The sequence below is a fragment of the Erwinia sp. S43 genome, from assembly GCF_016624745.1.
GTDB lineage: Bacteria > Pseudomonadota > Gammaproteobacteria > Enterobacterales > Enterobacteriaceae > Erwinia > Erwinia coffeiphila.
Window position 1 is genome coordinate 42333 of record NZ_JACVTX010000002.1, and the last position, 24116, is coordinate 66448.

The 24116-nt window shown below is 54.6% G+C and carries 22 protein-coding genes; 10 read left to right on the forward strand and 12 right to left on the reverse strand.

Going from position 1 to position 24116, the window contains the following annotated elements; genetic code table 11:
- Nucleotides 1-5: 5 nt before the first annotated feature.
- The 4 genes from IBT47_RS02455 (at nt 6) to IBT47_RS02470 (ending at nt 3066) form a co-directional block, all read left to right on the forward strand.
- Complete coding sequence (locus IBT47_RS02455; protein WP_105591741.1) at nt 6-743, forward strand: amino acid ABC transporter ATP-binding protein; 738 nt, start codon at nt 6-8, stop codon at nt 741-743.
- 21 nt (nt 744-764) lie between these two features.
- Nucleotides 765-1583: a transporter substrate-binding domain-containing protein gene (locus tag IBT47_RS02460; RefSeq protein WP_105591742.1), complete on the forward strand. Its 819-nt coding sequence runs from the start codon at nt 765-767 to the stop codon at nt 1581-1583.
- Nucleotides 1584-1667: 84 nt separating this feature from the next.
- Nucleotides 1668-2360 (forward strand): amino acid ABC transporter permease, encoded by a 693-nt coding sequence (locus IBT47_RS02465; RefSeq protein ID WP_200559355.1) that lies wholly within the window; start codon nt 1668-1670, stop codon nt 2358-2360.
- A gap of 13 nt (nt 2361-2373) precedes the next feature.
- Nucleotides 2374-3066, forward strand: coding sequence for an amino acid ABC transporter permease (locus tag IBT47_RS02470; protein ID WP_200559019.1), 693 nt, complete (start codon nt 2374-2376; stop codon nt 3064-3066).
- 140 nt (nt 3067-3206) lie between these two features.
- Here IBT47_RS02470 and IBT47_RS02475 read toward each other — a convergent pair whose 3' ends face one another.
- Together IBT47_RS02475 and IBT47_RS02480 are read right to left on the reverse strand one after the other, a co-directional pair.
- Nucleotides 3207-3809 (reverse strand): LysE family translocator, encoded by a 603-nt coding sequence (locus IBT47_RS02475; RefSeq protein ID WP_200559020.1) that lies wholly within the window; start codon nt 3807-3809, stop codon nt 3207-3209.
- A 17-nt stretch (nt 3810-3826) separates the two neighbouring features.
- Complete coding sequence (locus tag IBT47_RS02480) at nt 3827-4591, reverse strand: DeoR/GlpR family DNA-binding transcription regulator (RefSeq protein ID WP_200559021.1); 765 nt, start codon at nt 4589-4591, stop codon at nt 3827-3829.
- A 455-nt stretch (nt 4592-5046) separates the two neighbouring features.
- Between IBT47_RS02480 and IBT47_RS02485 the strand changes: the two genes are divergently transcribed.
- From IBT47_RS02485 to IBT47_RS02495, 3 genes are all read left to right on the forward strand, one after another.
- The gene (locus IBT47_RS02485) at nt 5047-6489 is read left to right on the forward strand and encodes a glycerol kinase (RefSeq protein WP_200559022.1); all 1443 of its coding nucleotides are present in this window, start codon (nt 5047-5049) and stop codon (nt 6487-6489) included.
- Nucleotides 6490-6504: 15 nt separating this feature from the next.
- The gene (eutH, locus tag IBT47_RS02490) at nt 6505-7752 is read left to right on the forward strand and encodes an ethanolamine utilization protein EutH (RefSeq protein WP_105591747.1); all 1248 of its coding nucleotides are present in this window, start codon (nt 6505-6507) and stop codon (nt 7750-7752) included.
- 333 nt (nt 7753-8085) lie between these two features.
- Nucleotides 8086-8442 carry a DUF1937 family protein gene (locus IBT47_RS02495; protein WP_105591748.1) on the forward strand — a complete coding sequence of 119 codons (357 nt, stop codon included), beginning with the start codon at nt 8086-8088 and terminating at the stop codon, nt 8440-8442.
- A 1058-nt stretch (nt 8443-9500) separates the two neighbouring features.
- Here IBT47_RS02495 and IBT47_RS02500 read toward each other — a convergent pair.
- Both IBT47_RS02500 and IBT47_RS02505 read right to left on the reverse strand, forming a co-directional pair.
- Nucleotides 9501-10718, reverse strand: a complete 1218-nt coding sequence (locus IBT47_RS02500) for an NAD(P)/FAD-dependent oxidoreductase (RefSeq protein WP_200559023.1) — start codon at nt 10716-10718, stop codon at nt 9501-9503.
- The gene (locus tag IBT47_RS02505; RefSeq protein ID WP_200559024.1) at nt 10715-12112 is read right to left on the reverse strand and encodes an NAD(P)/FAD-dependent oxidoreductase; all 1398 of its coding nucleotides are present in this window, start codon (nt 12110-12112) and stop codon (nt 10715-10717) included. The genes IBT47_RS02500 and IBT47_RS02505 overlap by 4 nt, the downstream gene beginning before the upstream one ends.
- Before the next feature lie 462 nt (nt 12113-12574).
- On the opposite strand from IBT47_RS02505, the gene IBT47_RS02510 reads away from it, so the two are divergent.
- On the forward strand, nt 12575-13447 hold the full coding sequence (locus tag IBT47_RS02510) for a DMT family transporter (protein WP_200559025.1): 873 nt from the start codon (nt 12575-12577) through the stop codon (nt 13445-13447).
- A 129-nt stretch (nt 13448-13576) separates the two neighbouring features.
- Here the strand turns inward: IBT47_RS02510 and grxB are convergent, their stop codons facing one another.
- The 8 genes from grxB to IBT47_RS02550 form a co-directional block, all read right to left on the reverse strand.
- Entirely contained in the window at nt 13577-14212 is a 636-nt protein-coding gene (gene grxB, locus IBT47_RS02515) for a glutaredoxin 2 (protein ID WP_200559026.1), read from the reverse strand.
- Nucleotides 14213-14463: 251 nt separating this feature from the next.
- Nucleotides 14464-14754 carry a hypothetical protein gene (locus IBT47_RS02520; protein ID WP_200559027.1) on the reverse strand — a complete coding sequence of 97 codons (291 nt, stop codon included), beginning with the start codon at nt 14752-14754 and terminating at the stop codon, nt 14464-14466.
- Nucleotides 14755-14854: 100 nt separating this feature from the next.
- Complete coding sequence (locus IBT47_RS02525) at nt 14855-15766, reverse strand: nucleotidyl transferase AbiEii/AbiGii toxin family protein (RefSeq protein WP_200559028.1); 912 nt, start codon at nt 15764-15766, stop codon at nt 14855-14857.
- Nucleotides 15767-16546 (reverse strand): type IV toxin-antitoxin system AbiEi family antitoxin domain-containing protein, encoded by a 780-nt coding sequence (locus IBT47_RS02530; protein WP_200559029.1) that lies wholly within the window; start codon nt 16544-16546, stop codon nt 15767-15769. It abuts the gene before it with no gap.
- Nucleotides 16547-16686: 140 nt separating this feature from the next.
- Nucleotides 16687-17121: a VOC family protein gene (locus IBT47_RS02535; protein WP_200559030.1), complete on the reverse strand. Its 435-nt coding sequence runs from the start codon at nt 17119-17121 to the stop codon at nt 16687-16689.
- A gap of 60 nt (nt 17122-17181) precedes the next feature.
- Complete coding sequence (locus IBT47_RS02540) at nt 17182-18600, reverse strand: porin family protein (protein WP_234471667.1); 1419 nt, start codon at nt 18598-18600, stop codon at nt 17182-17184.
- A 44-nt stretch (nt 18601-18644) separates the two neighbouring features.
- Entirely contained in the window at nt 18645-19397 is a 753-nt protein-coding gene (locus tag IBT47_RS02545) for a Slam-dependent surface lipoprotein (RefSeq protein ID WP_200559032.1), read from the reverse strand.
- A gap of 417 nt (nt 19398-19814) precedes the next feature.
- The gene (locus tag IBT47_RS02550; protein ID WP_200559033.1) at nt 19815-21845 is read right to left on the reverse strand and encodes a choline transporter; all 2031 of its coding nucleotides are present in this window, start codon (nt 21843-21845) and stop codon (nt 19815-19817) included.
- Nucleotides 21846-22012: 167 nt separating this feature from the next.
- Between IBT47_RS02550 and betI the strand changes: the two genes are divergently transcribed.
- The gene (gene betI, locus IBT47_RS02555; protein WP_200559034.1) at nt 22013-22603 is read left to right on the forward strand and encodes a transcriptional regulator BetI; all 591 of its coding nucleotides are present in this window, start codon (nt 22013-22015) and stop codon (nt 22601-22603) included.
- A gap of 18 nt (nt 22604-22621) precedes the next feature.
- Nucleotides 22622-24094: a betaine-aldehyde dehydrogenase gene (gene betB, locus IBT47_RS02560; protein ID WP_200559035.1), complete on the forward strand. Its 1473-nt coding sequence runs from the start codon at nt 22622-22624 to the stop codon at nt 24092-24094.
- Nucleotides 24095-24116 lie beyond the last annotated feature (22 nt).

The following is a 24116-nucleotide window of genomic DNA, read 5'->3' on the forward strand; positions in this document are numbered from 1 at the left end:
ATTCCATGCTTGAACTTAACGATATTACGCTCTCTTACGGCAGCACCCCGATCCTGAAAGGCGTCAACCTTTCGGTAAATCGTGGCGATGTGGTGTCGATTATCGGCCCGAGCGGCACCGGTAAAACCACGCTGCTGCGCTGCATTAACTATCTGGCGAAACCGTCCTCCGGCACCATCACCTTCGACGATATCCGCATGGATTATCGCGCGGCGGATAAAGCGGCGATTCAGGCTATCCGCCTGCGTACCGCCATGGTGTTCCAGCAGTTCAACGTCTTTAAAAATATGACGGTGCTGGAAAACGTCATGGACCCTCTGATAGTGGTTCAGCGCAAATCGAAAGAGGAAGCGCGGGAAATCGCCCGTCAGGAACTGGATCGGGTTGGCCTGTCGACCAGGCTCGACAATTACCCGTCTCAGCTTTCCGGCGGGCAGCTACAGCGTACCGGCATCGCCCGCGCGCTGGCGGTTCGCCCGGACGTGATTTTGTTTGATGAACCCACCTCATCGCTGGACCCGGAACTGGTGGGTGAAGTGCTGAAGGTGATTAAAGATGTGACGTCTTCCGGCATTACCTCGCTGCTGGTGACGCACGAAATGCAGTTTGCCAAAAATATCTCGAACCGAATTGTATTTATGGATCAGGGCGTGGTGGCCGCAGAAGGCAGCCCGGCGGAAATCTTTGACAACCCGTCAACGCCACGACTTGCGCAATTCCTTAACGCTGAACGCATCATCTAATAATTAAAAGGAAACGAAGACATGCCTGCATTCAAAACTGTTTTACGCCGCCTGGCCCTGCCGGTTGCCGTCACGCTGGCGATGACCGCCGCCGGAGCCAGCTACGCAGAGTCCGTTCGCACCATTAAAATCGCCACCGCCGCAGAATCCAAGCCGCTCTCCTGGGGTGCGATTGGCGTGGAGCCGCAGGGCTACGAGCCGGACGTGCTGAAGGCGGTGAACGCGAAGCTGCCGCAGTACAAGTTTGTGATGGAAGGCGCGGCGGATATCGCGCAGGAAACCGGGTTGGTCACCGGGAAATACGATATGGCCACCGGCGGCTATTACAAAGCGCCCGCGCGCAGCAAGCAGTTCCTGATCCCGGACAGCCCGATGGGTGCCAGTCTGATGAAAATCTACAGCCGTAAAGACGACAAGATCGACGATATGAAAGGGCTGGTCGGCAAGAAAATCGTACCGGTCACCGCCGGTGGCGGCGTGTACAAGTTCATCACCCAGTGGCAGCAGGAAAACCCGGCCGACAAGATTGATATCAAAGCCTCCAGCGCCGGTATCCCTTACCCGGATCGCCTGAAAGAAGTTCAGAACGGCAAATACGATGCGCTGATCCTGCCTTCCAACCTCGGCGAGCAGACGGTTATCGACAACCAGAAGCTGAACATCGTGGCCAGCGAGCCGGTGGTGATCAACAACACTTACGCGCTGATCCACAAATCGGATGAGAACAAAGTCCTGAGCGATGACATCAGCAAGGCGCTGAAAGAGCTGAAGGATGACGGCACGCTGGATAAGCTGTCGGTGAAATGGTTTGGCGAAGACGTCAGCAAGTACATCAAATAACGCCTCCGCTTTAACCCGAGGTTTTCAGCCGGGCATACCGGCTGAAACTGTATTCAGGAGTATTGCAACGTGGATCTCGCTTCCATGATTCCCGAGCTGCTGTCGGCCCTGCCGCTGACACTCGGGATTATGTTCGTCGCCATCATCGTCGGGTTTATCCTCGCGCTGATCGCCACAACCCTTCGGGTTTACCGTATCCCCGTGGTCGGTCAGCTTGCCGATCTGTACGTATCCTATGCGCGTAGCGTACCGGTGGTGCTGCAACTGTTTGTGGCCTTTTACGGGCTGCCGCTGGTGTCATCGCTGCTGGGACTGGGTGATGTGTTCTCCGCCAATATCGCCGCGATGATTGGCCTGAGCCTGTATCACGGAGGCTATCTGTCGGAGGTACTGCGCCCGGCGTATCTGGCCGTTGAGCGCGGACAGCACGATGCGGCGGACAGTCTCGGTTATTCCTTCCAGCAAAAAATATTCCGCGTCATCGGCCCGCAGGCGGTGCATATCGCGCTGCCCGGCTACGGCAACGCGATCATTTACCTGATCCACAACGTGGCACTGGTGATGTATATCGGGGCCGCCGACATTATGGCAACGGCGCATCTGATTATGGAGCGCGACTATAACCAGTATCAGTTCGGCACCTATCTGGTGCTGGCGGTGATCTACTCGCTGCTGTGCCTGGTGGCCTGGCTTATTGTGCGCTTCTTTGAACGCCGCCATGCAAAGTACAGCTCAAAAACGGCCGCTTCGAAGGTGAAGTTCACGGCAAGCCTCTGACCGGGAGAGTGTGATGTTTGATATTGATGTATTACTGCCGGACTTCTGGAGCATTCTGGATGCCGTGCCCGTTACGCTGGCGATGGCGGTGCTGATTTTTATCACTTCCACGCTGGTCGGGGGCCTGTTCGCGCTGGTGGAATACCGGCGCATCCCGGTGCTGAGTCAGCTGGTGATCGCCTGGAAGGTGGCCTTCAAAGGGATGCCGATGGTGGTGGTGATTTTCCTCGCCTACTACGGCCTGCCGCCCGCGCTGCACTTTGTTGCCTCGGTGCTGAACGTGGAAGTGAACGCCCATTCCCTGCCAAACTGGGTGATTATTATCGTGGCGCTGACCGCCTGCGTGTCGGCGTTTCAGGCCGAAGTGGTGAAGGGCGCACTGAACGCCTTTGACAGCGGCCAGTCCGATGCCGCACATGCGCTGGGCTACAGCAACTGGCAGCTTTTCCGCCGGGTGATGTTCCCGCAGATTATCGTCTCGGCAATCCCCGATCTGGCGAACTCGTTTATGGTGATTATGAAGGCGCTGTCGCTGGCCTTTGCGATTGAGGTGGTGGATATCTTCGCTCAGGCGCAGCTGACCGCCGCGCTGAACTTCTACTATCTGGAAGCCTTCGCCATTGCGGTGCTGTTCTATATGGTGATTGCATGGGTGGTGACCAAGGTCGCCGATAAGATCGAGGCCGCGCTGCGGGTCAGGACGTAACGGGTTAGTCGTTCTGCTTAGAAAACACCGCTGGCGTTGTGCTGGCGGTGTTTTTTTATCTAAATAGTGACATTCACGACCTCAGGCTGGTGCACCTCAGCAGCAGTTGCAGTTGCAACAGTAGCCGTAGCAGAAGTTGCTCAATGAAAAGCCGCCAAAACCGAAAATATAATCAGCAACGCCCCACCGGCAATATTCACGGTTTTTTTAATCTTCACCGGATCGGCTTTGCTGGCGGAGAAAATCAGTAAATAGCTGACAACAATCAGCCATAACACCATCACTACGATATGTACCGACGCCAGAACCAGATAATCGGTTATGTCACCCTGCCGCCCGGCAAACTGCGACACCACGGTCAGATAAAACACGATGGCCTTGGGATTCAGCACGTTCGCCAGCCAGGCATTCTTTAGCGTAATCGCCCCTTCATCGCCGCTGAAGTCCATCGCGCCAGCTCGCAGTCCACTGCGGATCAGCTGCACGCCGAGCCACAGCAGATACAGTGTCCCGGCCACTTTCAGTACGCCGAACATCGCGGGGGAAGCCACCAGAACGGCAGTCACTCCCAGCCCGATCAGCAGCGCGTGGGTATAAATCCCCAGCGCGGTGCCCGCCAGCGTACGAACCAGGCCGCTGCGGCCTCCGGCGAAGGCGCTGTTCATCGCCAGCGTAAAACTGGCTCCGGGAGACAGCGCAACGGGGAGCAGAGCGGGGAGAAAGCCTGCAAGATTAACATCCATCAGAACATCCTGTTATCTCAGGCCACAACCACATTCAGGTGTTTCGGGAACGAGAGCTGCCTGAGTTTACGGTCGGGATCGGTGGTAATCAGCCAGGAAATATCCTTCCACACTGCCACCAGCGCGGTTGCGCGGCTGTTTACCTTGTGGCCATCCGCCAGCACCACCGCCTGATTACTCTGTTTAATCATCTGCCTGGCGATGGCAGCTTCGTTCAGATCCTGGTCCATCACACCGGCTTCCGGGCTGACGGCCCCAGCACCGATAAACGCATAATCGGCGTAGAACGCGCTGATGGACTGCAGGGCAATCGGGCCGATGCACTCCATCTTCGACGAACCGAACTCGCCGCCGATCAGAATCAGCTTGATGGTGGCATTATCATGGAACAGGTTGGCGATCACCGGCGAATTGGTGATCACCGTCAGATTGTTAATTGCGCTAATCTGGCGGGCGAACTCCATGGTGGTGGTGCCAAAGTCGATAAACAGGGAATCTCCCGGCTTCACCAGTTCTGCGGCGCGTGCGGCAATGGATTTTTTCTCTTCCTCTGCCAGCTTTGCCCGTTCCTTGAATTCCAGCTCAAAACCAAACTGGGCGCTGACCGCACCGCCGTGGATCTTCTTGATATAGCGCATTTCTTCAAGCTTGTTGAAGTCGCGACGAATCGTTTCCTGAGAGACGTTGAAGAACTCCGCCAGGTCGTTCACAAATACCTGGCCGCTTTCCCTGAGTTTTTCCAGGATGATGTTCCTGCGTTCCGAACCGTTTGAGTGATCCATGTAAATTTCCGGTCATCCGATCGTAAACCGCAATAGTACGCATTCGCTAAATGTCGGACAAGTACGATACCGTCAACAGAAACCACATCTCAATGTTGTTTTCATGTTGTTTTTGTTTGTTGATTTCCCCACCGGCTCGCCGCGATTATCTGCAAATTCCCCCTCAGAACATTTTTCATCTCTGTGAGCCACCGCGCCTCGTTTCCCGTCAGAACCGCGATACTCAAGGGATTGACGGTATCTTTCGCCATCATATGACCCATTTTTATGGCTCGGCTATATCCCTGAAAACTGCTGCAAAATACCCACATGGACATAAGGAAAAAGTATGAGGCATGTCACGTTTGTACAGTGTAATGTGATATTAATGTTGATTTGATGTGTGGTTATGATGCTAAATGGTGGGAAATCGCTTATTGGCAACATTTAAGTAACACATAAGAACTGAGGGTTATATGCTTAACCAACGCTATGCAGCCATTGACCAGGGAACAACCGGAACGCGCGTTGTCGTGTTCAGCGAGGACGGCAAACACTTTTCGCCCGCCGCGATCGCCCACAAACAGCTCACGCCAAACCCGGGATGGGTTGAACACGATCCAATGGAGATCCTGCGTAACATCCGCAACTGCCTGAATCACTGTGGCGTGGTGGATGCTATCGGGCTGGCCCATCAGGGAGAAAGCATTGTTGCCTGGGACGCACGCAGCGGGCTGCCGCTGTGCAATGCAATTATCTGGCAGGATCAGCGTACCGAAGCCACCATTCGTAAACTGCGCGCCGACGGCGTAGAAGAGACGGTGCGTGCACGCTCCGGGCTGCCGCTGGATACCTATTTCTCCGCCAGCAAAATGGGCTGGGTGATGCAGAACGTGGCCGGCGCGCAGGAGCTACTGCGCCGTGGCGATCTGCGGCTGGGGACGATGGATTCCTTCTTTATGTTCCACCTGTGCGGCGTGCATGCCACGGATTACAACTCCGCCTCCCGCACTTCGCTGTTCAATATCCACACCCTGCAGTGGGATGAGGAGCTGTGCCGCATCTTCGGCGTGCCGATAGAAGCCCTGCCGGAAGTGCGTCACAACATCAGCCACTTTGGCGACGTGCGCTATGAAGGGAACACCACCCCGCTGACCGCCTGCATCGTTGACCAGTTTGCCGGAACCTACGGCCACGGCTGTCTGGAACCAGGCCAGATGAAGATCACCTTTGGCACCGGCGCATTTTTACAATCAATTACCGGCGCAGAAGTGCCTGATGCCGCCGGTTCCGGCCTGCTCCCCACGCTGTGCTGGAAGCTGCCGGGTGAAAACCCACTGTATGGTCTGGACGGCGGCGTCTATAACGCGGCCTCCGCGATCAACTGGGCGGGAAAAATCGGCCTGTACAGCGATCTGGAGGAGTTCTCCGATTTTCCGGACGAACCGGCGATTGCACGCGGCCTGGCGTTTGTTCCGGCGCTTTCCGGGCTGGGCTGCCCGCACTGGGATCGCTCAGCGGCGGGCGTCTGGGCCGGGCTGTCGCTGGAAACCGAACGCAAAGACATGCTGCAGTCCATTCTGGAAGGGATTGCCGTGCGCTCCGCCGAAGTGATTAACGCCATGGACAAGGTGCGCAGCATTGGCGACACCATCTCCGTCGACGGCGGCCTGTCTTCCAACGCCTATTTCAAGCAGTTCCTTGCCACCCTGATTCAGAAACGCATTGTTTCCCCTTCTAACCGCGAGATCACCGCCCAGGGCGTGGCGCTGCTGGCGAGAAGAGGGTTAGGCAATACGCATCCGATGAAAGTCAGAAACCAGCAGTCCATCACTGAACCACAAAGCAGGGACTTCACGCCCTATTTTGAACGGTATCAGGACATCATTAATCGCTCACGCAACCTGCGGAAAGCATAATAATAAGAGGCTATCATGTCAGAGATTGGAAATATCATTATTTACATCATCATGGCTGGCACGCTGCTAGGAGCAATGGCGTCGATCGTTCGCCCGGAAAGCGGACTGGGGAAAGAATTTGTTAACGGTATTCACTCCATCGGCCCGGTATTTCTGGCGCAGGCGGGGATAATGGCTGCCATTCCGATTATTTCCTACGGTATTACGCATACTATCGGCCCGCTGTTCGAGTCGATGGGGTCGGATGTGTCGATTGCCGCACTGTCGATTATTGCCGTGGATATGGGCGGCTACCAGCTGGCGGATGTGATTGCCTCGAACCGCGATCAGTGGATCACCGCGATGCTGATTGGTTACACCTCGGGAGCCAGTATTGTTTATCTGATCCCGGTAGGTTTAATTATGCTGCAAAAGCGCGACCATAAATATCTGGCGCTGGGTGCAATGGCGGGATTAATCAGCATTCCGTTTGGCGTACTGATCTCACTGATGATTATTACCGTAAATAACATCCCGGTACGCGATATTATTTCCACATCGTCACCGGCCAGTCACTATCTGACGATTGATTTTGTTAATGCACTACAGCTTTTATCACCGCTGTTTGCGTTCTGCTTCCTGCTGGCGCTGGGATTAAAATACCGCACTGAATGGATGGTTCGCGGCTTCCTGATGTTCGGCAAAATCATGGACGCCTTTATTAAACTGGTGCTGGCGGCCTGTATTATTCAGCATTTCACCGGCGTATTCACTAAAGTCTTCGGCGGCTGGGTATTCGACCCGCTGTTCGCCGATGAAAAGGAGCTGTATCGAGCCATTGAGATCGCCGGATATATCGGCATTATGCTGGCCGGAACCTTCCCGATTTGCTATCTGTTCCAGAAATACTGTCACCGCCCGATGCAATTTATTGGTCGCCAGCTGAAGCTGACCGAAGCCGGTGCACTGGGGATTGTGATGGTGCTGGCGAACATTATCGCGGTGTATCATCTCTTTAAAGACATGCGCGCCCGTGACAAAGTGCTTTGCGTGGCCTTCGGGATCTGTGCTCAGGCAACGTTAGGTGACCATCTGGCCTTCACGGCTAACTTCCAGCCGACTCTGGTACTGCCGATTATGGTGGGTAAATTTATGGCAGGGGCGATTGCGGTGGCGATTGCGATATTTATTTCCGTACCAGAAGCGCAGCGAATGGAAAAGCGCGATGAATTAAATGAGAGTGAATCATCCGAAACTAAAATGGCCGCACAGTTAAGCCAGTAATGCGATAAACACGATTGTATTCATGAAGTTTACATACTGCCTGTGATGAAAAATGATTAATAGCATCAGCTTTTTATCATCCGTGCCATGAGTTGAAGTACTCTTTTAATTAATAAAGTTTGTGCAGAAAGGTTGAATAATAATCTTTATTCTTTCAGGTGTTATTTAGCAGGCGGCACTCATCTGGTTGCTACCAGAAAAGGCACTACCGAATTATTGCAGATGGCCGATATTTTAAATCAGGGTTAACCGTATTGCTGTCGTAAGCAATCATGTTTTCCATCTGAATAACTTTTATATTTTTTATCAGACTCTTATATTACTGAGGTTTATATGCGTAAAATTTTCCTTGCCTGCCCGTACAGCCACGCAGACGAGAAGGTCGTTCACGAACGTTTTCTGGCGTGTAATAAAGTTGCGGCAAAAATTGCCGAGTCGGGAAATGTTATTTTCAGCCAGGTCACTATGTCTCATCCGATTAATCTGGTGCTGGAGAAAACGGAGAAAGCGAATATCGGCAAGATGTGGGCGCCGATCGATGCTGTGTTTCTTGATGCCATGAGCGAGTTGATTATTCTGGACCTTGAAGGCTGGGATAAGAGCGCGGGGATTCAGCGTGAGATCGAATTTTATAAAGGAAGAGATCAGCGGGTGAGTTTGTGGTCTGAGGTGGCGGGGGAGTTTAATTAATCTGGTTGGCATAGTGCTGACTCGGGCGGGTGGCGGAGCCTGCGGGCGGTCCTCGCGCCGCTTCGCGGTTCCTTCATTTCTCTCGTCAGCCTCACGGACCGGCACAGACGCGCGTCCTGCGCGGCTGTGCCTTTCGCCTGCGTCCTTGCAGGCGAATCCTGGCTTTCGTCACTCCGTTCAGCGCTGCGGATTACCCACAGTCTCCGCCACCCGCCCGCGTTTTGATATTTGTGTTATCTGAGAAAACCAGGAGGCAAAGACCGATCTGTTTTGTGTCCGAATTTAGCATCTTCTCTACGTTCAGCGCTGCGGATTGCCCACAGTCTCCGCCACCCGCCCGAGTTTTGATAGCTATATCGCTTGAATTTTTCCAGGGGGGAACGTCGTGTTGGGCTGATGAACTGAATCGGGATTCCTGACCAGGCTCAGCGCTGCGGATTATTTTCAGGCAAACTGACGCATTCGGTCATTTAAGCCATTGTAGCGTCGGGATAAAAGTCGAGGTGAGGACTAGCAGCAGAACACAATTACGGAATCCCCTTTCAAGGTAGCCACAGCGCGTCGGGCAGTTCTGGCAAGTATGGCTCAGCGACTAAACGTATGTGGCAAAAGTAGTCGCATTCACAGGAAAATCCGCAGCTTTGCGGCTGTTCATTGAAAGAAGCTTATGGCCAGGAGTTCAATACAGCACGCTTCACTTCGAACTTCACTGCTTTTTTAACAGCGGACTGGATCGATGCAGGTGGCCAGCCTTTGCGGCTGCCGGGTAATTCGCAGCGCTGAGGTGAAGGCAGCAGGCCAGGAGACGCCAACAGGGATGTGGGCGTCAGGTGAAGCTGGTGCAGGGAGGCACCATCTTCACCGGTCCGGCAGGCCGGATGCCGTAACCGAGGGAACCGCGCAAGCGGCGCGAGGACCACACGGCAGCCGCAAAGGCTGGCCGCCGTTACCACCCATCCAGCAACAAAAAAGCCGCGATCTAATAGACTCGCGGCTTCCTAAACGTTTACTTTGGCTTGAGTCGATAACGACTGCAAACAACCGGCATCTGCTAATAATCAGCGAACAGAGACCGTCAACACACTCTCCGGCGTCAGCCCCGCCACATCAATATTCTTCAGCAGAACGCGCCGCTCCGGCATACAGCGATGACGTTTACGATAAAGCTCTTTCTCACCATCGCGAATCACAATCTCTCCGCTGTAAGCCGCATTCACACGCACATTCAGCGTCACCGCACCACGGCCGTCCTCACCACAGCGAATCACATTCGGCGCAGAAATACGGAACACCTCGGCCAGTGAAACCGGCACGCTGAAACCTCCTGCATCCTTACTCTTCAGGGAATCCGCGACCGCATGCCCGACCTGCTGGCCTTCCTGATAACACTGATCGCCCATGTCCGCCGGATGGGTCATATTACCAACCGCGTAATAGCAGGGATCGGAACAGCGCCCGGACTGGTCGAACAGCGGCCGACCGCTGCTCGGTTCAAAGGCCAGATGGCTTTTACGGATCAGCGTGTACTCGCCGGTGAAACGCCCGGTGAAGATAATACTGTCGCACTCCACTAACTGCGTCCGGCCTTTCGCATCGGTGAACTCCACACTTTCCACCCGCTCAGCGCCGTTAATTTTCGTGATATGCGCCCCCAGATGCAGCGGCACCCCCATCAGTTTTGCGTACAGCGCGCTGGGGCGAAACGCCACCGTACGGCAATTCTCATCAATCAGCGCCAGCGCTTTGATTCCGGCGTTGCGCAATGTCCAGATAGTCGAGAAGCTCACCAGTTCGGAACCCACGATCACCGGACGGTTACAGGGTTTCAGCTTCTTCAGATAGATAAACTGTTGCAGCGCACCGGCTGTGAGTACGCCCTGTGGCCGAAGGCCGCTGACAAGGCGAGCGTGGCGGGGCGTTTCGCGCACGCCGGTGGCGATAATCACCCGCTTCGCCTTCAGCGTTTCAAAACCGCGATCGGACGACACGTCAACTTCACCGCCGGGCTTAATATTCACCACGGTGGTGCTGGTGCGGATTTCATATTTTCCGGCAACACGTTTGAGAATGCGCGCCGCCCAGTTATGGCCGTTCATCGGTCGGAAATAGGTCTGTAAACCAAAAGTAGGGTGGCGGCAGTGGCGGGGAACGCCACCGGCTTCTGCTTCGCGTTCAATTAACAGAACGTTGCGAATGCCGTCCTCAAGCAGAGAGCGGGCTGCGGCAAGCCCGGATGGGCCCGCACCGATAATAATGACTTCATACTGATTGCTCATTCGACTTTCCCGACGACCAGTGTGTTTTCAAAACGATGACCGATGATTTCAGCAACGTTATTACTGCAAAAGAAGCCGTTGCAGCGCCCCATCATTACCCGGGTGCGGCGTCGTAACGCGCCAATGCATTCCGGCGGGATGGCGGAGTCAAACGTCGCTTCCAGCTCGCGGCGTGTGACCAGCTCGCAGTGGCAGACAATGCCGCCGTTACCCGGGCAGGCGTAATCCCGCGTTTCATACTCTGAGAGCATCGGCATACGTGGCCATTGCAGCTCGGGGGGCGGGTTCAGGGTAAATAACGCCGGGAAGTGCTGCTGATAAAGCGATTCCACGTGGCTGGCGATCCCCAACGCGGCGGTTAACCCGGTGGAACGAATTCCCCCGACGGTGATCCAGCTGTCCTGCGGGTAATGAAAAATGCGGTACTCTTTTTTCTCGGTGGCAGGGCGCAGACCGGCGTAGGTCGCTGTGACCGGATAGTCTGTCAGCGTCGGTAACATCAGGCTGCCTTTCTCAATCAGCCCCTGCATGACCGTTTCATCCACGTCCGCACGATTACGGTCCTGCTGTTCCTCCGCAGTGGGGCCGAGGATCATGTTGCCAAAAATGGTTTTACACAGCAGTACGCCTTTGGTGGTCGGTGTAGGAACCGGAAGAATAATGGCGTTAATCTGTGATGCCGAAGCCTTGTCATACACAAGGAACTGCCCCTTGCGCGGGTGGATTTCAAATTCCGGGGTGCGCCACATGCCGTCAATCAGATCGCCGTGATTCCCGGCGCAGTTGATCACCAGCCGGGTCTGTACACGGCCTCTGCTGGTCGTCAGCTCCCAGCCGTCATCGGTGGATTTCACACGCTGTACTTCACAGTTGAAAGCATATTGACCGCCGTGCATCACCGCCTGAGTCATATAGGCCAACGGCGAGCTCCACGGATCGATGACGTATTCTCCCGGAACGTAAACGCCGCCGAGTGCGCCTTTCGCCAGGTGCGGCTCGCGGCGATAGACTTCCTCAGAAGAAATCTGTTCGACGTCGAACACGCCATTGTTATGGGCCTGCTGCACAATTCCCGGCAGGGCCTCCAGCTGCTCCTGGTTCCAGGCAACGACGATGGCCGTCGTTTTCAGCAGCGGCAAATTCATCTGCTGATGAATGGCCATATATTCTTCGTAACCAGCCTGCATACATTGCAGTTCCAGGCTCCCGGTAGGGGCGTCAAAGCCCGTGTGGAGGATGGCGCTATTCGCCTTACTGGCACCGGAAAGAATATCTCCCCCTTTTTCCAGCAGCATCGTGCGTGCGCCCATCAGCGTGAAGCGCCGGAATACCGCACATCCGACAACGCCACCGCCGATCACCACCACATCAACATTTTCATTCAACTGTGTCATAAACATCATCCCGGCTTCAGGTTCTGTCATTATCTAAACATAAAAACCACACAACCACAACAACAAAACAGCGTATTAGCCACACTAAAACCACATCAAACTTTTCCAGAAAGTTGCCCGTTAACGCCGGAAATCCACAGGTAACTGGCTGTTATAAAGATAAAATACATCAATCTTCGACGAAAACAGGCGGCCTTAATACGCCTCATTCGCCTTCCTGGCATCAGAAACCAACATGTGGTTTTAGTGTGAGTTTAATTATGCTGGGGGGATGAGCGGCTCTGCGGGCTCGCGCCGCCTTAACCTTTTAGTGAATTAATATTTTCGCTTGATATATAAAGCGGAAGAAAAATTCCATACAATTTACCGGTATCACGACTCATCCTGGCAGAGAACGAGCGAAAGCCAGCATCGCCGCACCAGCAAAGCAGACATAATTTTTCAACGACTTAAGGACTTAACATGTCGTCACGGCAGGGCCACGCAGATATCTTTTTGGTATGCACCACTATGATTGCCGCATTTGGCTGGATCTGTTCCAGAGAGGCAGTGTCCGGTATGCCCACCATGGCATTTCTTGGTTTGCGTTTCCTGCTGGCCGGCCTGCTACTGCTCTGCTTTTGCAAACGCAGCGAATTAAGACAGGCTCTGCATCATCGCCGGTCGGTCCTGATCAGCGGCCTGCTGCTGGCCTGCTGTATGCTGCTGTGGATATACGGCGTCGCCACCACCCGATCGCTGGGGGAGGGAGCGTTTATTATGAGCCTGTCGATGCTGTTTGTTCCGATTGTCGCGTGGGTGATTTTACAGGCTCGTCCGTCGGCGTCATTCTGGGTTTCCCTGCCCGTGGGTATGGTGGGGCTGGGCCTGCTGACCCTGAAAAAGAACATTGTGTTTGAGCCAAGCCAGTTCTTTTTCCTCGGCTCGGCCATCCTGCAGGCGATCTACTTTTGCTATAACACCAAATACGCCAGCTTTGTTTCCGTACGTCCGCTGGCGTCATTCCAGCTGATCTGTACCGGCGTTATTGCTTCCGTACTCTCCCTACTGCTGGAAACCTGGCCGCCGCAGGTTGCGCTGTCCACATGGGGATGGCTGGCCGCCAGCGTACTTATCGCCACCAGCCTGCGCTTCTGGCTACAGCTGAAAGGGCAGAGTATGACCAGCGCCGCCAACGCCGCGCTGATTATGCTGCTGGAACCGCTGCTGACCGTGGTCGCCGCCGCGCTGTGGTTTACCGAGATGATGAGCCTGCAGCAGATGCTGGGCTGTGCGCTGATCCTGCTGTCGCTTTTATACTATCGGGTGAGGGCGGGAAAGCAGGTAAGCAGGTAATCCCTTGACTTTGAAAGCTATCACTAATGTTGCTGAGCGGACTGGCGGCTGCCTCACCAGGATAATCCGCAGCGCAGAACGAATGAGGAAGCCAGGATTCGCCCTCAGGGAAGAGGGCGAACAAGTGAATCAGAGCGCCTTCTCAATAAACAACGGCACCTTGCTCAGCGCAGAAACCTTCTGCAAATAGGCCAAACAGGCCGGGCTGAACGGGAAATCTTTTACGATGCTCAGGCTGTTTAGCACGGGGAAAAGAATAAACTCGGTGGTGGATACCTTACTGAAGTTTTGCAGATAAGGTTCAATCTCGGTCAGCTTTTCCACTGCCTCAGCAATAAACGCCTCGCTCTGCGCCTGCAACTGTTCCAGATTCCCGAACGCGGCGATTTCGCGCTGAGTATAGGCCGCGCGGGCTTCCGGCGTTGCCAGCTCGGCAAAATCAGCGCGGGTGAAGCGGGGAATAGCCAGTTTATAAATCGCCCCGGACGCCTGCTTGCTCCACTCAACGATCGCCTGATCTGCAGGCTCCGCCGCCACGCGATCGCCCTGCAGGCCATCAACGTAGTGAACGATATCCATGCTCTCCGGCATATAGGTTCCGTCATCTTTCTCAAGGATCGGCACCACTTTTTTACCCACCATCCGGGTTGGCGTTTCCACATCGCCTTCCATAATCACCGAAAGCTCAACGGGCTGATTCTTAAAACCAAAAATCATGCGCGCGCGGTTACAGAAAGGGCAGTGCTGATAGATATGTAGCTTCATCGTGTTTCCCATGTTTGATTCAGAAAAATGTCTGCGGTCCGGTAATTCAGCATCACCGCCGCACTGAGCTAAGTTATACGAGGTTCGGGTGGGTAATCACAACAGACTATCGCAAAAAACGCTGATTTTGAGATAGTTGAGAGATATCAGTCTGTCTCTACTTTTTTGAGTCTGTTCCTGGCTGCCACATGGCACGCACGATTTGAGTTCACGGGTATCGATAACGTTAGCAACTGAACTCTCATTAACTGCTACTGCGTACGTCGGGTCGCCAGTGCCGCCGACCACAGCGCATTTTTGCAACGGGGGCAGGGCGGGCTTTCACCTCCGACAATATACAAGCTCAGCCCGCAGCGGATGCAGGCATATAACCCCGAATCTGGCACCCGGGTAAACGCGGATCGATGTTCCGGCGGCAACACACTGAGGCCGGGTCGCACGTCCCGATCGTCGAAATAATACAGGCTCGGCTTCTCGTCCAGTTCAATCAGCGTCAGCCGCACCTGTCCCTGGTGCTCAACCCCGCTCTGGCGCAGCTCCATAAGGAAATCATCTTCGGAGATATTCAGCCCGTCCTGTGTCGGAGTAGGGGAAGTGACATAAGCATAGTTGCGGACTCTGCATTCCCGCAGAAAGTGACGATCAACCTAATATTTTACGAAGTCGGTCCAATGCTACAGCGTGTTTGTCTGCAGACATCTTGCCAAGATTTTGTAGCTTCCAACGAACGGCGGGAAGCTGGTCTACGCCTTGCAGCCCCAACAGCGACCAGTCTGGCAACCTGTTTTTGAATGACAGCAAAAACTGACGTTCAGAATCGGTGAGTGAGGAATTAACCAGGGAGATTAATGCTGACCTGCAGCTTTCCAACTCGCCAAGAGGGACGTCTATCTCCGCCATATGACGAAATTCACCTTCATATATGGCAGCAATATCCTTTAACTGGGGTTGCAGTAGCTCTGAGATCGGGCGAGGATGGCTGATGATATACACCAGCAGAGCCTTACGTAGCTCATCGGAAAGACCTTCATTTTCGAGTAACCACTTAACGTCAAAAAGATCCCTGGGATGTTGGCGATCGAGCGCAGCACAAATTTTACCGGCAAATAAATCAGCAAATGCCACAACCTGCATTTCTGCAAATCCAAACTCATCTTCAACAGCTTCACTTACCACCATGATCTGACTTTCATAAACCGTTCCGCGTAACACAGGTGAAAGTTCAATCTTAACGATCACCCCCTCGCGGTCGATAGTCAGTCGCAGTGCGTCATTTTTATCTTCATATGACTTCGACACCCGACAATCAGGGAGAATCTGCGCAGTTTCATTTGCGATTTCATCCAGTGCCGATTTGATCGCCATTAGCGAGCCATCCCTTTCCATCACGGGTAAAAAGACCAAATCTATATCAACAGATAAACGCGGCAGGTCCCGCACAAACAGATTGATTGCCGTGCCGCCTTTTAAGGAGAAACAATCGTGCCTTGAAATCACAGGTATCAGTTTTAGCAGCAGTTGTACCTGCCGGTAATAAATATTCTCTCTGTCCATTTAAAACGACATCTCCCTGGGTACGGTAATATTCCATGCTTTGTTTAAACGTCCACCCGATACAAGTTCACGCTTGCCGCTGCCAAAGTCATAGTTCTCCGGCTTCAGATGTTTAAGCCAGGGATGATTATGCCGCCCGGCCAGCCACATGAATAACCGTTTAGACTTAATACTCGTGCTGGCCTGCAAAATAACGTCAAGACGTCGGGGAGAAAGGTTAGACAATCCTTCCATTAGCCGGTCAGCGTGTTCGAAGCTGATGAATTTTGGGACATCGGAAAGTAGCTCAACAATGGCTTTTTCGGGCACTGAATAGATAACGGGTGGAAGTGTTTCTCGCCAGATATCCTGACGAAAAAATTTTGCTTCATTAGTCTTAAGCGGCTGCCATAGCTGCCGTGTCCCATGCCATTTAAAGCGGGTATTCCCGTCAAGTTTTCCCAACCATGCCGGTGGTGGAGCATCCGAATAGAGATGCACCAGGCTGAGTTTTCCCCTTTCCTGGTAATGGGCAAGTCCTTCAAGGTTTAGCGCAGACAGCCCTCCAACTCCGATTGAAGCATCAGACATACGCTGGAGAGAGGCAATAATGCCTTTCCAGGTTAACGTGGATTCATATCGTGCGTAAACGCCGGGCACCAGGACTTTCAGCACACGGCCTTTTACCGCATTATCAATAAAATGCAGACTGAGTCCCTGCTGGCGCAACCATGTTTTTGTGGCGATCAGTTCATGGGGGACTAGCGTAGTTAGCCTTTTCCTGCTTTCAAGATCGAGCATAGCGCCTCGGGTTTACAAAAAGTAAAATATACGGCAATTATCGCCGTGTTTAGCGATTTTGTAAAACCAGAAGAGACAGTAAGTTTACTAACACACAATTACACGGCAATTATCGCCGTATATTTATCACCATATAAACCCTAGCGACCCTCACCATCAGGCCGATGGTGAACGTATTCCACGACCGTGCCATCAGGATGAACGGCATTAAACGCTGCACCGGTCGGCACGACCTGAAGAGGAAAAATGATCGTGGCACCGGCAGCAACCAGTTTGTCGTACCAGGGCTGAACGTCGTCTACCAGCAGCGTGCCGGTTGTGGACGTGAACGGGGCCAGCGCATCATCGCTGCCTTCAATCAGCAAAAACGCACCGACCATCGCCAGCCTTAAGCCTGCTTCCGGGAACGGGAATCCGCCATCCGCTCGGGTTGATTGCAGATGCTCGTAAAAGGCCACGCTGCTTTCCAGTTCACCGGGTTTAACAAAAACCCGGATCAGTACGCGCGGCGTTTTAAGTGATGAGGTGTCGTTGCGGTCACGCCAGAGACGATTGAAATCACGTAGTGTCGTCATCGATTATGTCCACCTTAGCCGCTCATCGCCGCCGCATAACCCTGGGCGACGACCCGGCCGTCAGAAGTTTTTATCCAGCGAAATACTGATATTGCGCTGATGGTAGTCGTAAAAATCGATGTTACTGTTTACCCGTTTGTAGGTGAAATTCAACTTTGGCATAAGACCAAACAGGTCGAGATAGCGGTGCCAGACGGCCAGGCTGTAATACTGCTCGTTGTCCCTGCGACGGATGGAAAAGATATCGCTGTCCGCCTCGTACTGACGGCGGGAAAACGCCCCCATCGCGGAGAAAGAGAGTTTCCAGGGTAAATCAACCTGTGTGCCGGTGCGCAGCCCGATGCGGCGGTTATTTTCGCTCTGCGTCAGCGTCTGCTGCTCCAGCAAATCCACGCCGCCAAACAGGGAAACCCGCGAGTTCAGCGCGTGGGAAAGCGAGGTGGAGGAAAGCCGGTTATGGCCGCGCAGGAACGCATAGTCGCTGTTGTCATAGCCGAGTTTCTGATACTCCAGCGCCTGGCTTATCTGCCAGCGGGGCGAGAGCAGATAGCTGTATTCCGCACGAACGCCGGGGCCGGAAGAGTAGCTTTCGGTGCCGTACCAGCGCTGTTCATAGAACGGTAGAACGGCAAACTGCTGACGGAAATCCCGCCACTGATAGCCAGCGTAAACGCGCCCGGTGACGTCATCAAAGCGGTGGTTGTTCCAGTAGCTTTTGCCATACACCGTGCCGAGGAAGCGCAGGCCGTGCTGGTTATACAGCTGCACGTCTTTTTGCAGCGCGCCGCTGAACTGCACGCCCTCGCCGCGCTGCGGCAGGCTGTCTTTATTGCGGATAAACAGGCGATCGCCGATGCGTACGGTGTCGCCCGACGAGGCGTTATTCACGTTGCTGTCGTTAAGATAGCTGAGGCTGAAACTCCCGGTGAGCGGGCTGCCGCGGTGAATACGGTCCAGGTACTGCGCGATAATCTGCTGAACATTCTCCGGCGGATTGCTGCTCAGTACCCGGCGGAACTGATATTCCGCGGCGTCGGTCTGCCGGTTTTCATACATCGCCCGCGCCAGTTCCAGCCGTACCGCAGCAAAATCGGGGTGGGCACTGAGTATCGCGCGATAGTGTTTTATCGCCCGATCGTAATGGCCTTCGCTGCGGGCCAGACCGGCGCGGGCGAAGTGAATCAGTATCTCGTCCGGCTGCGGGGAAGCGGCGTAAACCGGTAAAATCGCGCGCACGATCGGCCACTGGCCTTCACTGACGGCACGGTCCAGCATCGCTTTGGCCAACTCAGGCTGCGCCGCAAGATCGCTATTGTTAATGTGTTGCGTACGGCGGCTGTCGCCGGTGTCGGTCGGCTGTTCAAGCCGGTCTAAATGACTGGCGGCGGGAAGATACTGGGTTTCAGGTGGTGCAGCGAAAAGCATACTGACCGGGCACAATAATCCCAGTACAGCTAAAGCCCGGACTTTCATAGACATTACCATTGCAGGAAAACCGGCCAGGCTGGCTGGCCGGAAAGGGATTATTTTTTCGTCGCACCAAACGAGGTGTTCTTGGTGCTATCGCTGAACTGCGTGATGCCACCCAGCTCTTCGGCTGCCGGGCCGTTGAAGTAGCCGATAAAGGTGCCGTTCTCGCCGCCGGACTGGGCATCACCGCTGAAGCCACCGTTGCTGATCTTGCCCTGCATGGCGACCGCACTGCCGTAATCGTCACCGGCGGCGATGTTGCCGTTAATGGTTTTCGCCGCGAAATCCACGTTGAAGGTCGCGTCGCTGCGGGTGCTTTCGCGCATGCCGCTACCGGCATAGGTCGCCGTGCCCTGAGTCGGTACGTTGGCCGCCAGCGTGGCATCGCCGGTGTAGAAGACGTCATGCGTGCCCTTTTCAAAATGCGTCCAGGTGCCGTAGGTGGTGTAGCTCATCGTGCCGCAGCACCAGGACGTGGCGGAAACCTGAGTGCCGTCGGTGCGGGTCAGCATCTGGGTGAATACGCCAGTCACGACAAGGCCCGGTTGGCGCATGGTGTATTTACTGCCGTCCGGCGTGGTGTAGGTGTAGCCGGAAACAGTCCCGCCGGTGGCGTAGCTGGCTGCCGGTGACGTGGGCAGCGTTGGGGTGGTGCCGCCGTTATTCTCGCCGCCGCTGCCGCTGTCGGTTTCGCCCGGCGAGGTGGTGACCGGAGGTGCGCTGTCGTCGCCACCACCACCGCCGCCTCCACCGCAGGCAGTAAGTGCAATAACGGAAAGTAACAAGGTCGTTTTAAAGTTGAACATTAATGAAAGCCCTTTGATTGTAATAATCCATGTCTTTTTGCGTATTTTTGTATACATAAAGTTACACGGAAAAATTAGGCCTTCCCTATAAATAATCCTTACCTGACAGCATTATGAGAATTATCCGAACTGAAAGTTAACCATCGTTAAATTAATTACCGTCGAGGTGGTAATAACAAAAAATCCCCCATGATTTAAATGATGACTAACCAGAAATAGTCACCTGTTCAGTAACATAAGAACCATCCTGCCAGTGCACGGCAGCATCACGACTTATATTTATCATCAACGAAAGGGTTATTCCCCGGTGCAAAGGCGATGAATGATATTGCATGCCGCCTCAGAGGGTCAGTCAATGAGAAGAGTAATTAGTCTATGGGGTAAAAGCACGCGGCAGAACGCCGCGTGCGGGGGGCTTTAGATATCCGGGAAGGTCAGGTTGTTGCCCGGCGCTTCGCGATTCAGGTGGATAAAGTTCAGGTGACGTTCGTACTGATCGAGAATATCAATAATCACCTGTTCCTTGCTGTAATCCATCAGGTCGTTGCCCTGGCTGCCCTCCAGCAGGAAGGTTTCCAGGCGGAAGTAGCTGGATTTCCCGCTGCGGGCGCGGTAGGTGAAGCCCGGCACCGAGTATTTCTGCGGCCACACCTGATAGACGAAGTCCTGCTCGTCGCCCAGATGCACGCGAAGTTCCAGATGGCCGAGGTCTTCCCCTTCCTGGGCCGGCAGGCTTTCCAGCATCACTTTGCCGCCGCGCAGCTCCAGCTCCTTCGCCACATCCTGCATCGCCGGATAAACCACCGTCTGCATCATCTGCTCGGTATAGCGCGAACCAGGATAGTTCATCAGGCGCGACAGGCGCTTTTTCCAGCTTAACCGATCGTGTGCGCTGGCCAGATACGGGGCGGTATCGCGGTTGGCACTCACCCGGCGGTAATCTTCCACCTTCAGCGATTTATACAGACCGGCCATCACAAAGAAGATCACAAAGCTGAACGGCAGCCCCATAATCACCGTGGCGTTTTGCAGCGCGGAAATGCCGTTGGTCATCAACATACCGAGCGTCAGCAGACCGATGGTGACCGACCAGAAAATACGTATCCAGTTCGGCGCATCACTGTTGATGTCCTTCAGTTTGCAGGTGAAGTTGCCCAGCACCAGCGATCCCGAATCCGCCGAAGTGACGTAGAACAGCATACCGGTAATGGTGGCAACCGAAGCGCTGAATTTAAAGGCCGGATACTGTGCCAGCAGGCTGTAGAAACCGCGCTCGGCATGGCTCATCACTTCCTGCGCGAATCCTGCATCGCCGTGAATGATTTCATACAGTGCGGCATTGCCGAACACGGATAGCCACAGCAGGGTAAAGGTGAAGGGGATAATCAGCGTGCCGAGCACGAATTCACGAATGGTACGGCCGCGTGAGATACGCGCCAGGAACAGTCCGACAAACGGCGACCAGGCCACCCACCACGCCCAGAAAAACAGCGTCCAGCTGTTCATCCACTCAACGGGGCGATCGAAGGCAAAGGTGTTCAGCGTCATACCGGTAAAGCGGTTGATATAGTCCCCGACGTTCAGCACCAGCGCGTTCAGTAAGAATTCAGTGTTACCGAAAAACAGCACGAACAGGATCAGGAACAGCGCCAGCGCCACATTCAGCTCGGATAAAATACGAATGCCTTTATCAACGCCGGAGGTGACAGAAATCGTGGCGATAATCACCGACAGCACGATTAACGTCGTCTGGGCACCCAGCCCTTCCGGGATATCAAACAGCACCTTCAGCCCGTAATTTAGCTGCACCACGCCGATACCCAGCGTGGTAGCGATACCGAAAATGGTGCCGATAACGGCGGCGATATCCACGGTGTGGCCGATGGGGCCGTTAATGCGTTTACCAAAGATGGGATACAGTGCGGAGCGAATGGTCAGTGGCAGGTTGTAACGGTAGCTGAAGTAGCCCAGCGCGATGCCCATCAGGGCGTACATCGACCAGCCGGTCAGGCCATAATGGAACAGCGTCCAGACCATCGCCTGACGGGCCGCTTCGAACGTTTGCCCCTGGCCTTCCGGTGGCTGCATATACTGCGTTACCGGTTCAGCCACCGAGAAGAACATCAGATCGATACCGATGCCTGCGGCGAACAGCATCGCCGCCCAGCTCAGGATACTGAACTCCGGTTTCGACTGCTCGGGCCCGAGTTTGATCGCGCCAAATCGCGAACAGGCCATAAAAATCACAAACACCACATATAACGTAGCGGCCAGCATGTAATACCAGCCAAACGTGGCGGAAACCCAGTTAACGGCGCGCAGTATCCAGCTCGCCATGAGGTCGCTGTAGAGAATCGTCATCAGGGAAAACAACAAAATCAGCCCGGCGGACGTGTAAAACACCACGGGATTGATTTTGTCCTTTTCACTGGCAGGTGGATTATTCATCAATTACCTCTGGTTTTTAAATCAACAAAAAGAATTCACAACAATTACTTGCGGTTCGTAACGAATCGCCTGCAACACATACATACTAGCAACAAAACATTTTATATTGAACGTTCAATCAATAAAAAGTTACACTAGCGTCTCGTTTTACTCGTGGAGTTGAGGTTATGCCAAAGGTAGGGATGCAGCCAATCAGGCGGAGACAGTTAATAGATGCCACGCTGAACACCATCAATGAAGTCGGCATTAACGATGCCACCATTGTGCAGATTGCCAGGCGGGCTGGCGTGTCTACCGGCATCATCAGCCATTACTTCAAAGACAAGAACGGTCTGCTGGAAGCGACCATGCGTGACGTAACCCGTCAGCTGCGCGACGCCGTCGCGGCGCGGCTGGAAAAACTGATCGATGCCGGGGCAGAAGCCCGCTTGTGCGCGATCGTTGAAGGGAATTTCGATAAAACGCAGGTCCACAGCGCCGCCATGAAGGCCTGGCTGGATTTCTGGTCCAGCAGCATGCATCAGCCTTCTTTACACCGCCTGGAGCGGGTCAGCAGCGGCAGACTGTTCAGCATGTTAGTGGTGGAATTTCGCAGGGAACTGCCGCGAGAAGCGGCGCGCATTGCCGGGCACGGACTGGCCTCGCTGATTGATGGCCTCTGGCTACGTGCCGCGCTGAGCGGCAAACCGTTTGATGAAGAGCTGGCGCTGGCGTTGACCCGTCAGTTTATTCGTCAACAGCTTGCACGAACCGAATAACCTGAGAAAGGAGATACCATGTCACGATTCCCGGAGCAGAAACTCTATATTGATGGCGGCTACGTCGCAGCAGAAAGCGGTGAGCGTTTCGACACCATCAACCCCGCGAACGGTGAAGTGCTGGCCCAGGTTCACGCCGCCGGTGCCGCCGACGTCAACCGCGCCGTCGAATCCGCACGCAAAGGCCAGAAGATCTGGGCCGCGATGACCGCCATGGAACGCTCACGCATTTTACGCCGTGCGGTCGACATCCTGCGCGAGCGCAACGACGCGCTGGCAGCATTAGAAACGCTGGATACCGGCAAACCGCTGAGCGAAACCGCCAGCGTTGATATCGTCACCGGTGCGGACGTGCTGGAGTATTACGCCGGACTTGCACCTTCACTGGAAGGTCAGCAGATCCCGCTGCGTGAAACCGCATTCGTTTATACCCGCCGCGAGCCGCTGGGCGTGGTGGCCGGTATCGGCGCGTGGAACTATCCAATCCAGATCGCCCTGTGGAAATCCGCTCCGGCGCTGGCCGCCGGTAATGCGATGATCTTCAAACCGAGCGAAGTCACCCCGCTGACCGCGCTGAAGCTGGCTGAAATCTACACCGAGGCGGGCGTGCCGGACGGCGTGTTTAACGTACTGCCCGGCATCGGTGCGGTCACCGGACAGCTGCTGACCGAGCATCCGGGCATCGACAAAGTTTCCTTTACCGGTGGCGTCGTGAGCGGCAAGAAGGTGATGGCCAACGCCGCAGGCTCAACGCTGAAAGAGGTGACGATGGAGCTGGGCGGTAAATCGCCGCTGATTATCTTCGACGATGCCGATCTGGATCTGGCGGCGGATATCGCCATGATGGCCAACTTCTACAGTTCCGGCCAGGTCTGCACCAACGGCACCCGGGTGTTTATTCCGTCGGCGCTGAAGAGCGCGTTTGAAGCCAAGATCCGCTTCCGCGTTTCCCGCATTCGCGCCGGTGACCTCAACGATCCGCAAACCAACTTCGGCCCGCTGGTCAGCTTCGCCCATCGCGACAATGTGATGCGCTTTATCGACAGCGGCAAGGCCGAAGGCGCACGCGTGCTGTGCGGCGGTGAGCGCTTAACCGGCGAAGGCTTCGACAACGGCGCGTGGGTGGCACCGACCGTATTTACCGACTGCCACGACGAGATGACCATCGTCCGCGAAGAGATCTTCGGCCCGGTGATGTCGATCCTCAGCTATGACGACGAAGAGGAAGTGATTCGCCGCGCCAACAAGACCGAGTTCGGCCTGGCCGCCGGTGTGGTCACCCGCGACCTGAACCGCGCGCACCGCGTGATCCACCAGCTTGAGGCCGGTATCTGCTGGATTAATACCTGGGGCGAATCCGCCGCTGAAATGCCGGTGGGCGGCTACAAGCATTCAGGCATCGGCCGCGAAAACGGCGTGATGACCCTGCAAAACTACACGCAGTTGAAGTCAGTACAGATTGAGATGGCCACCTTCCAGTCGGTGTTTTAATCCCTGCTTAGAGGAGCAACTC

Excerpts from the sequence above, each read along its gene's own strand:
- IBT47_RS02520 (WP_200559027.1), bottom strand. The coding sequence starts at position 14,754 with ATGGAGCTGCGCCAGAGCGGGGTTGAGCACCAGGGACAGGTGCGGCTG.
- IBT47_RS02545 (WP_200559032.1), bottom strand. The coding sequence starts at position 19,397 with ATGTTCAACTTTAAAACGACCTTGTTACTTTCCGTTATTGCACTTACT.
- IBT47_RS02470 (WP_200559019.1), top strand. The coding sequence starts at position 2,374 with ATGTTTGATATTGATGTATTACTGCCGGACTTCTGGAGCATTCTGGAT.
- IBT47_RS02525 (WP_200559028.1), bottom strand. The coding sequence starts at position 15,766 with ATGGACAGAGAGAATATTTATTACCGGCAGGTACAACTGCTGCTAAAA.
- IBT47_RS02550 (WP_200559033.1), bottom strand. The coding sequence starts at position 21,845 with ATGAATAATCCACCTGCCAGTGAAAAGGACAAAATCAATCCCGTGGTG.
- betB (WP_200559035.1), top strand. The coding sequence starts at position 22,622 with ATGTCACGATTCCCGGAGCAGAAACTCTATATTGATGGCGGCTACGTC.
- IBT47_RS02480 (WP_200559021.1), bottom strand. The coding sequence starts at position 4,591 with ATGGATCACTCAAACGGTTCGGAACGCAGGAACATCATCCTGGAAAAA.
- IBT47_RS02460 (WP_105591742.1), top strand. The coding sequence starts at position 765 with ATGCCTGCATTCAAAACTGTTTTACGCCGCCTGGCCCTGCCGGTTGCC.
- eutH (WP_105591747.1), top strand. The coding sequence starts at position 6,505 with ATGTCAGAGATTGGAAATATCATTATTTACATCATCATGGCTGGCACG.
- IBT47_RS02495 (WP_105591748.1), top strand. The coding sequence starts at position 8,086 with ATGCGTAAAATTTTCCTTGCCTGCCCGTACAGCCACGCAGACGAGAAG.
- IBT47_RS02500 (WP_200559023.1), bottom strand. The coding sequence starts at position 10,718 with ATGAGCAATCAGTATGAAGTCATTATTATCGGTGCGGGCCCATCCGGG.
- IBT47_RS02475 (WP_200559020.1), bottom strand. The coding sequence starts at position 3,809 with ATGGATGTTAATCTTGCAGGCTTTCTCCCCGCTCTGCTCCCCGTTGCG.
- IBT47_RS02510 (WP_200559025.1), top strand. The coding sequence starts at position 12,575 with ATGTCGTCACGGCAGGGCCACGCAGATATCTTTTTGGTATGCACCACT.
- IBT47_RS02540 (WP_234471667.1), bottom strand. The coding sequence starts at position 18,600 with ATGTCTATGAAAGTCCGGGCTTTAGCTGTACTGGGATTATTGTGCCCG.
- IBT47_RS02455 (WP_105591741.1), top strand. The coding sequence starts at position 6 with ATGCTTGAACTTAACGATATTACGCTCTCTTACGGCAGCACCCCGATC.
- IBT47_RS02530 (WP_200559029.1), bottom strand. The coding sequence starts at position 16,546 with ATGCTCGATCTTGAAAGCAGGAAAAGGCTAACTACGCTAGTCCCCCAT.
- IBT47_RS02535 (WP_200559030.1), bottom strand. The coding sequence starts at position 17,121 with ATGACGACACTACGTGATTTCAATCGTCTCTGGCGTGACCGCAACGAC.
- IBT47_RS02505 (WP_200559024.1), bottom strand. The coding sequence starts at position 12,112 with ATGACACAGTTGAATGAAAATGTTGATGTGGTGGTGATCGGCGGTGGC.
- IBT47_RS02485 (WP_200559022.1), top strand. The coding sequence starts at position 5,047 with ATGCTTAACCAACGCTATGCAGCCATTGACCAGGGAACAACCGGAACG.
- betI (WP_200559034.1), top strand. The coding sequence starts at position 22,013 with ATGCCAAAGGTAGGGATGCAGCCAATCAGGCGGAGACAGTTAATAGAT.
- grxB (WP_200559026.1), bottom strand. The coding sequence starts at position 14,212 with ATGAAGCTACATATCTATCAGCACTGCCCTTTCTGTAACCGCGCGCGC.
- IBT47_RS02465 (WP_200559355.1), top strand. The coding sequence starts at position 1,668 with ATGATTCCCGAGCTGCTGTCGGCCCTGCCGCTGACACTCGGGATTATG.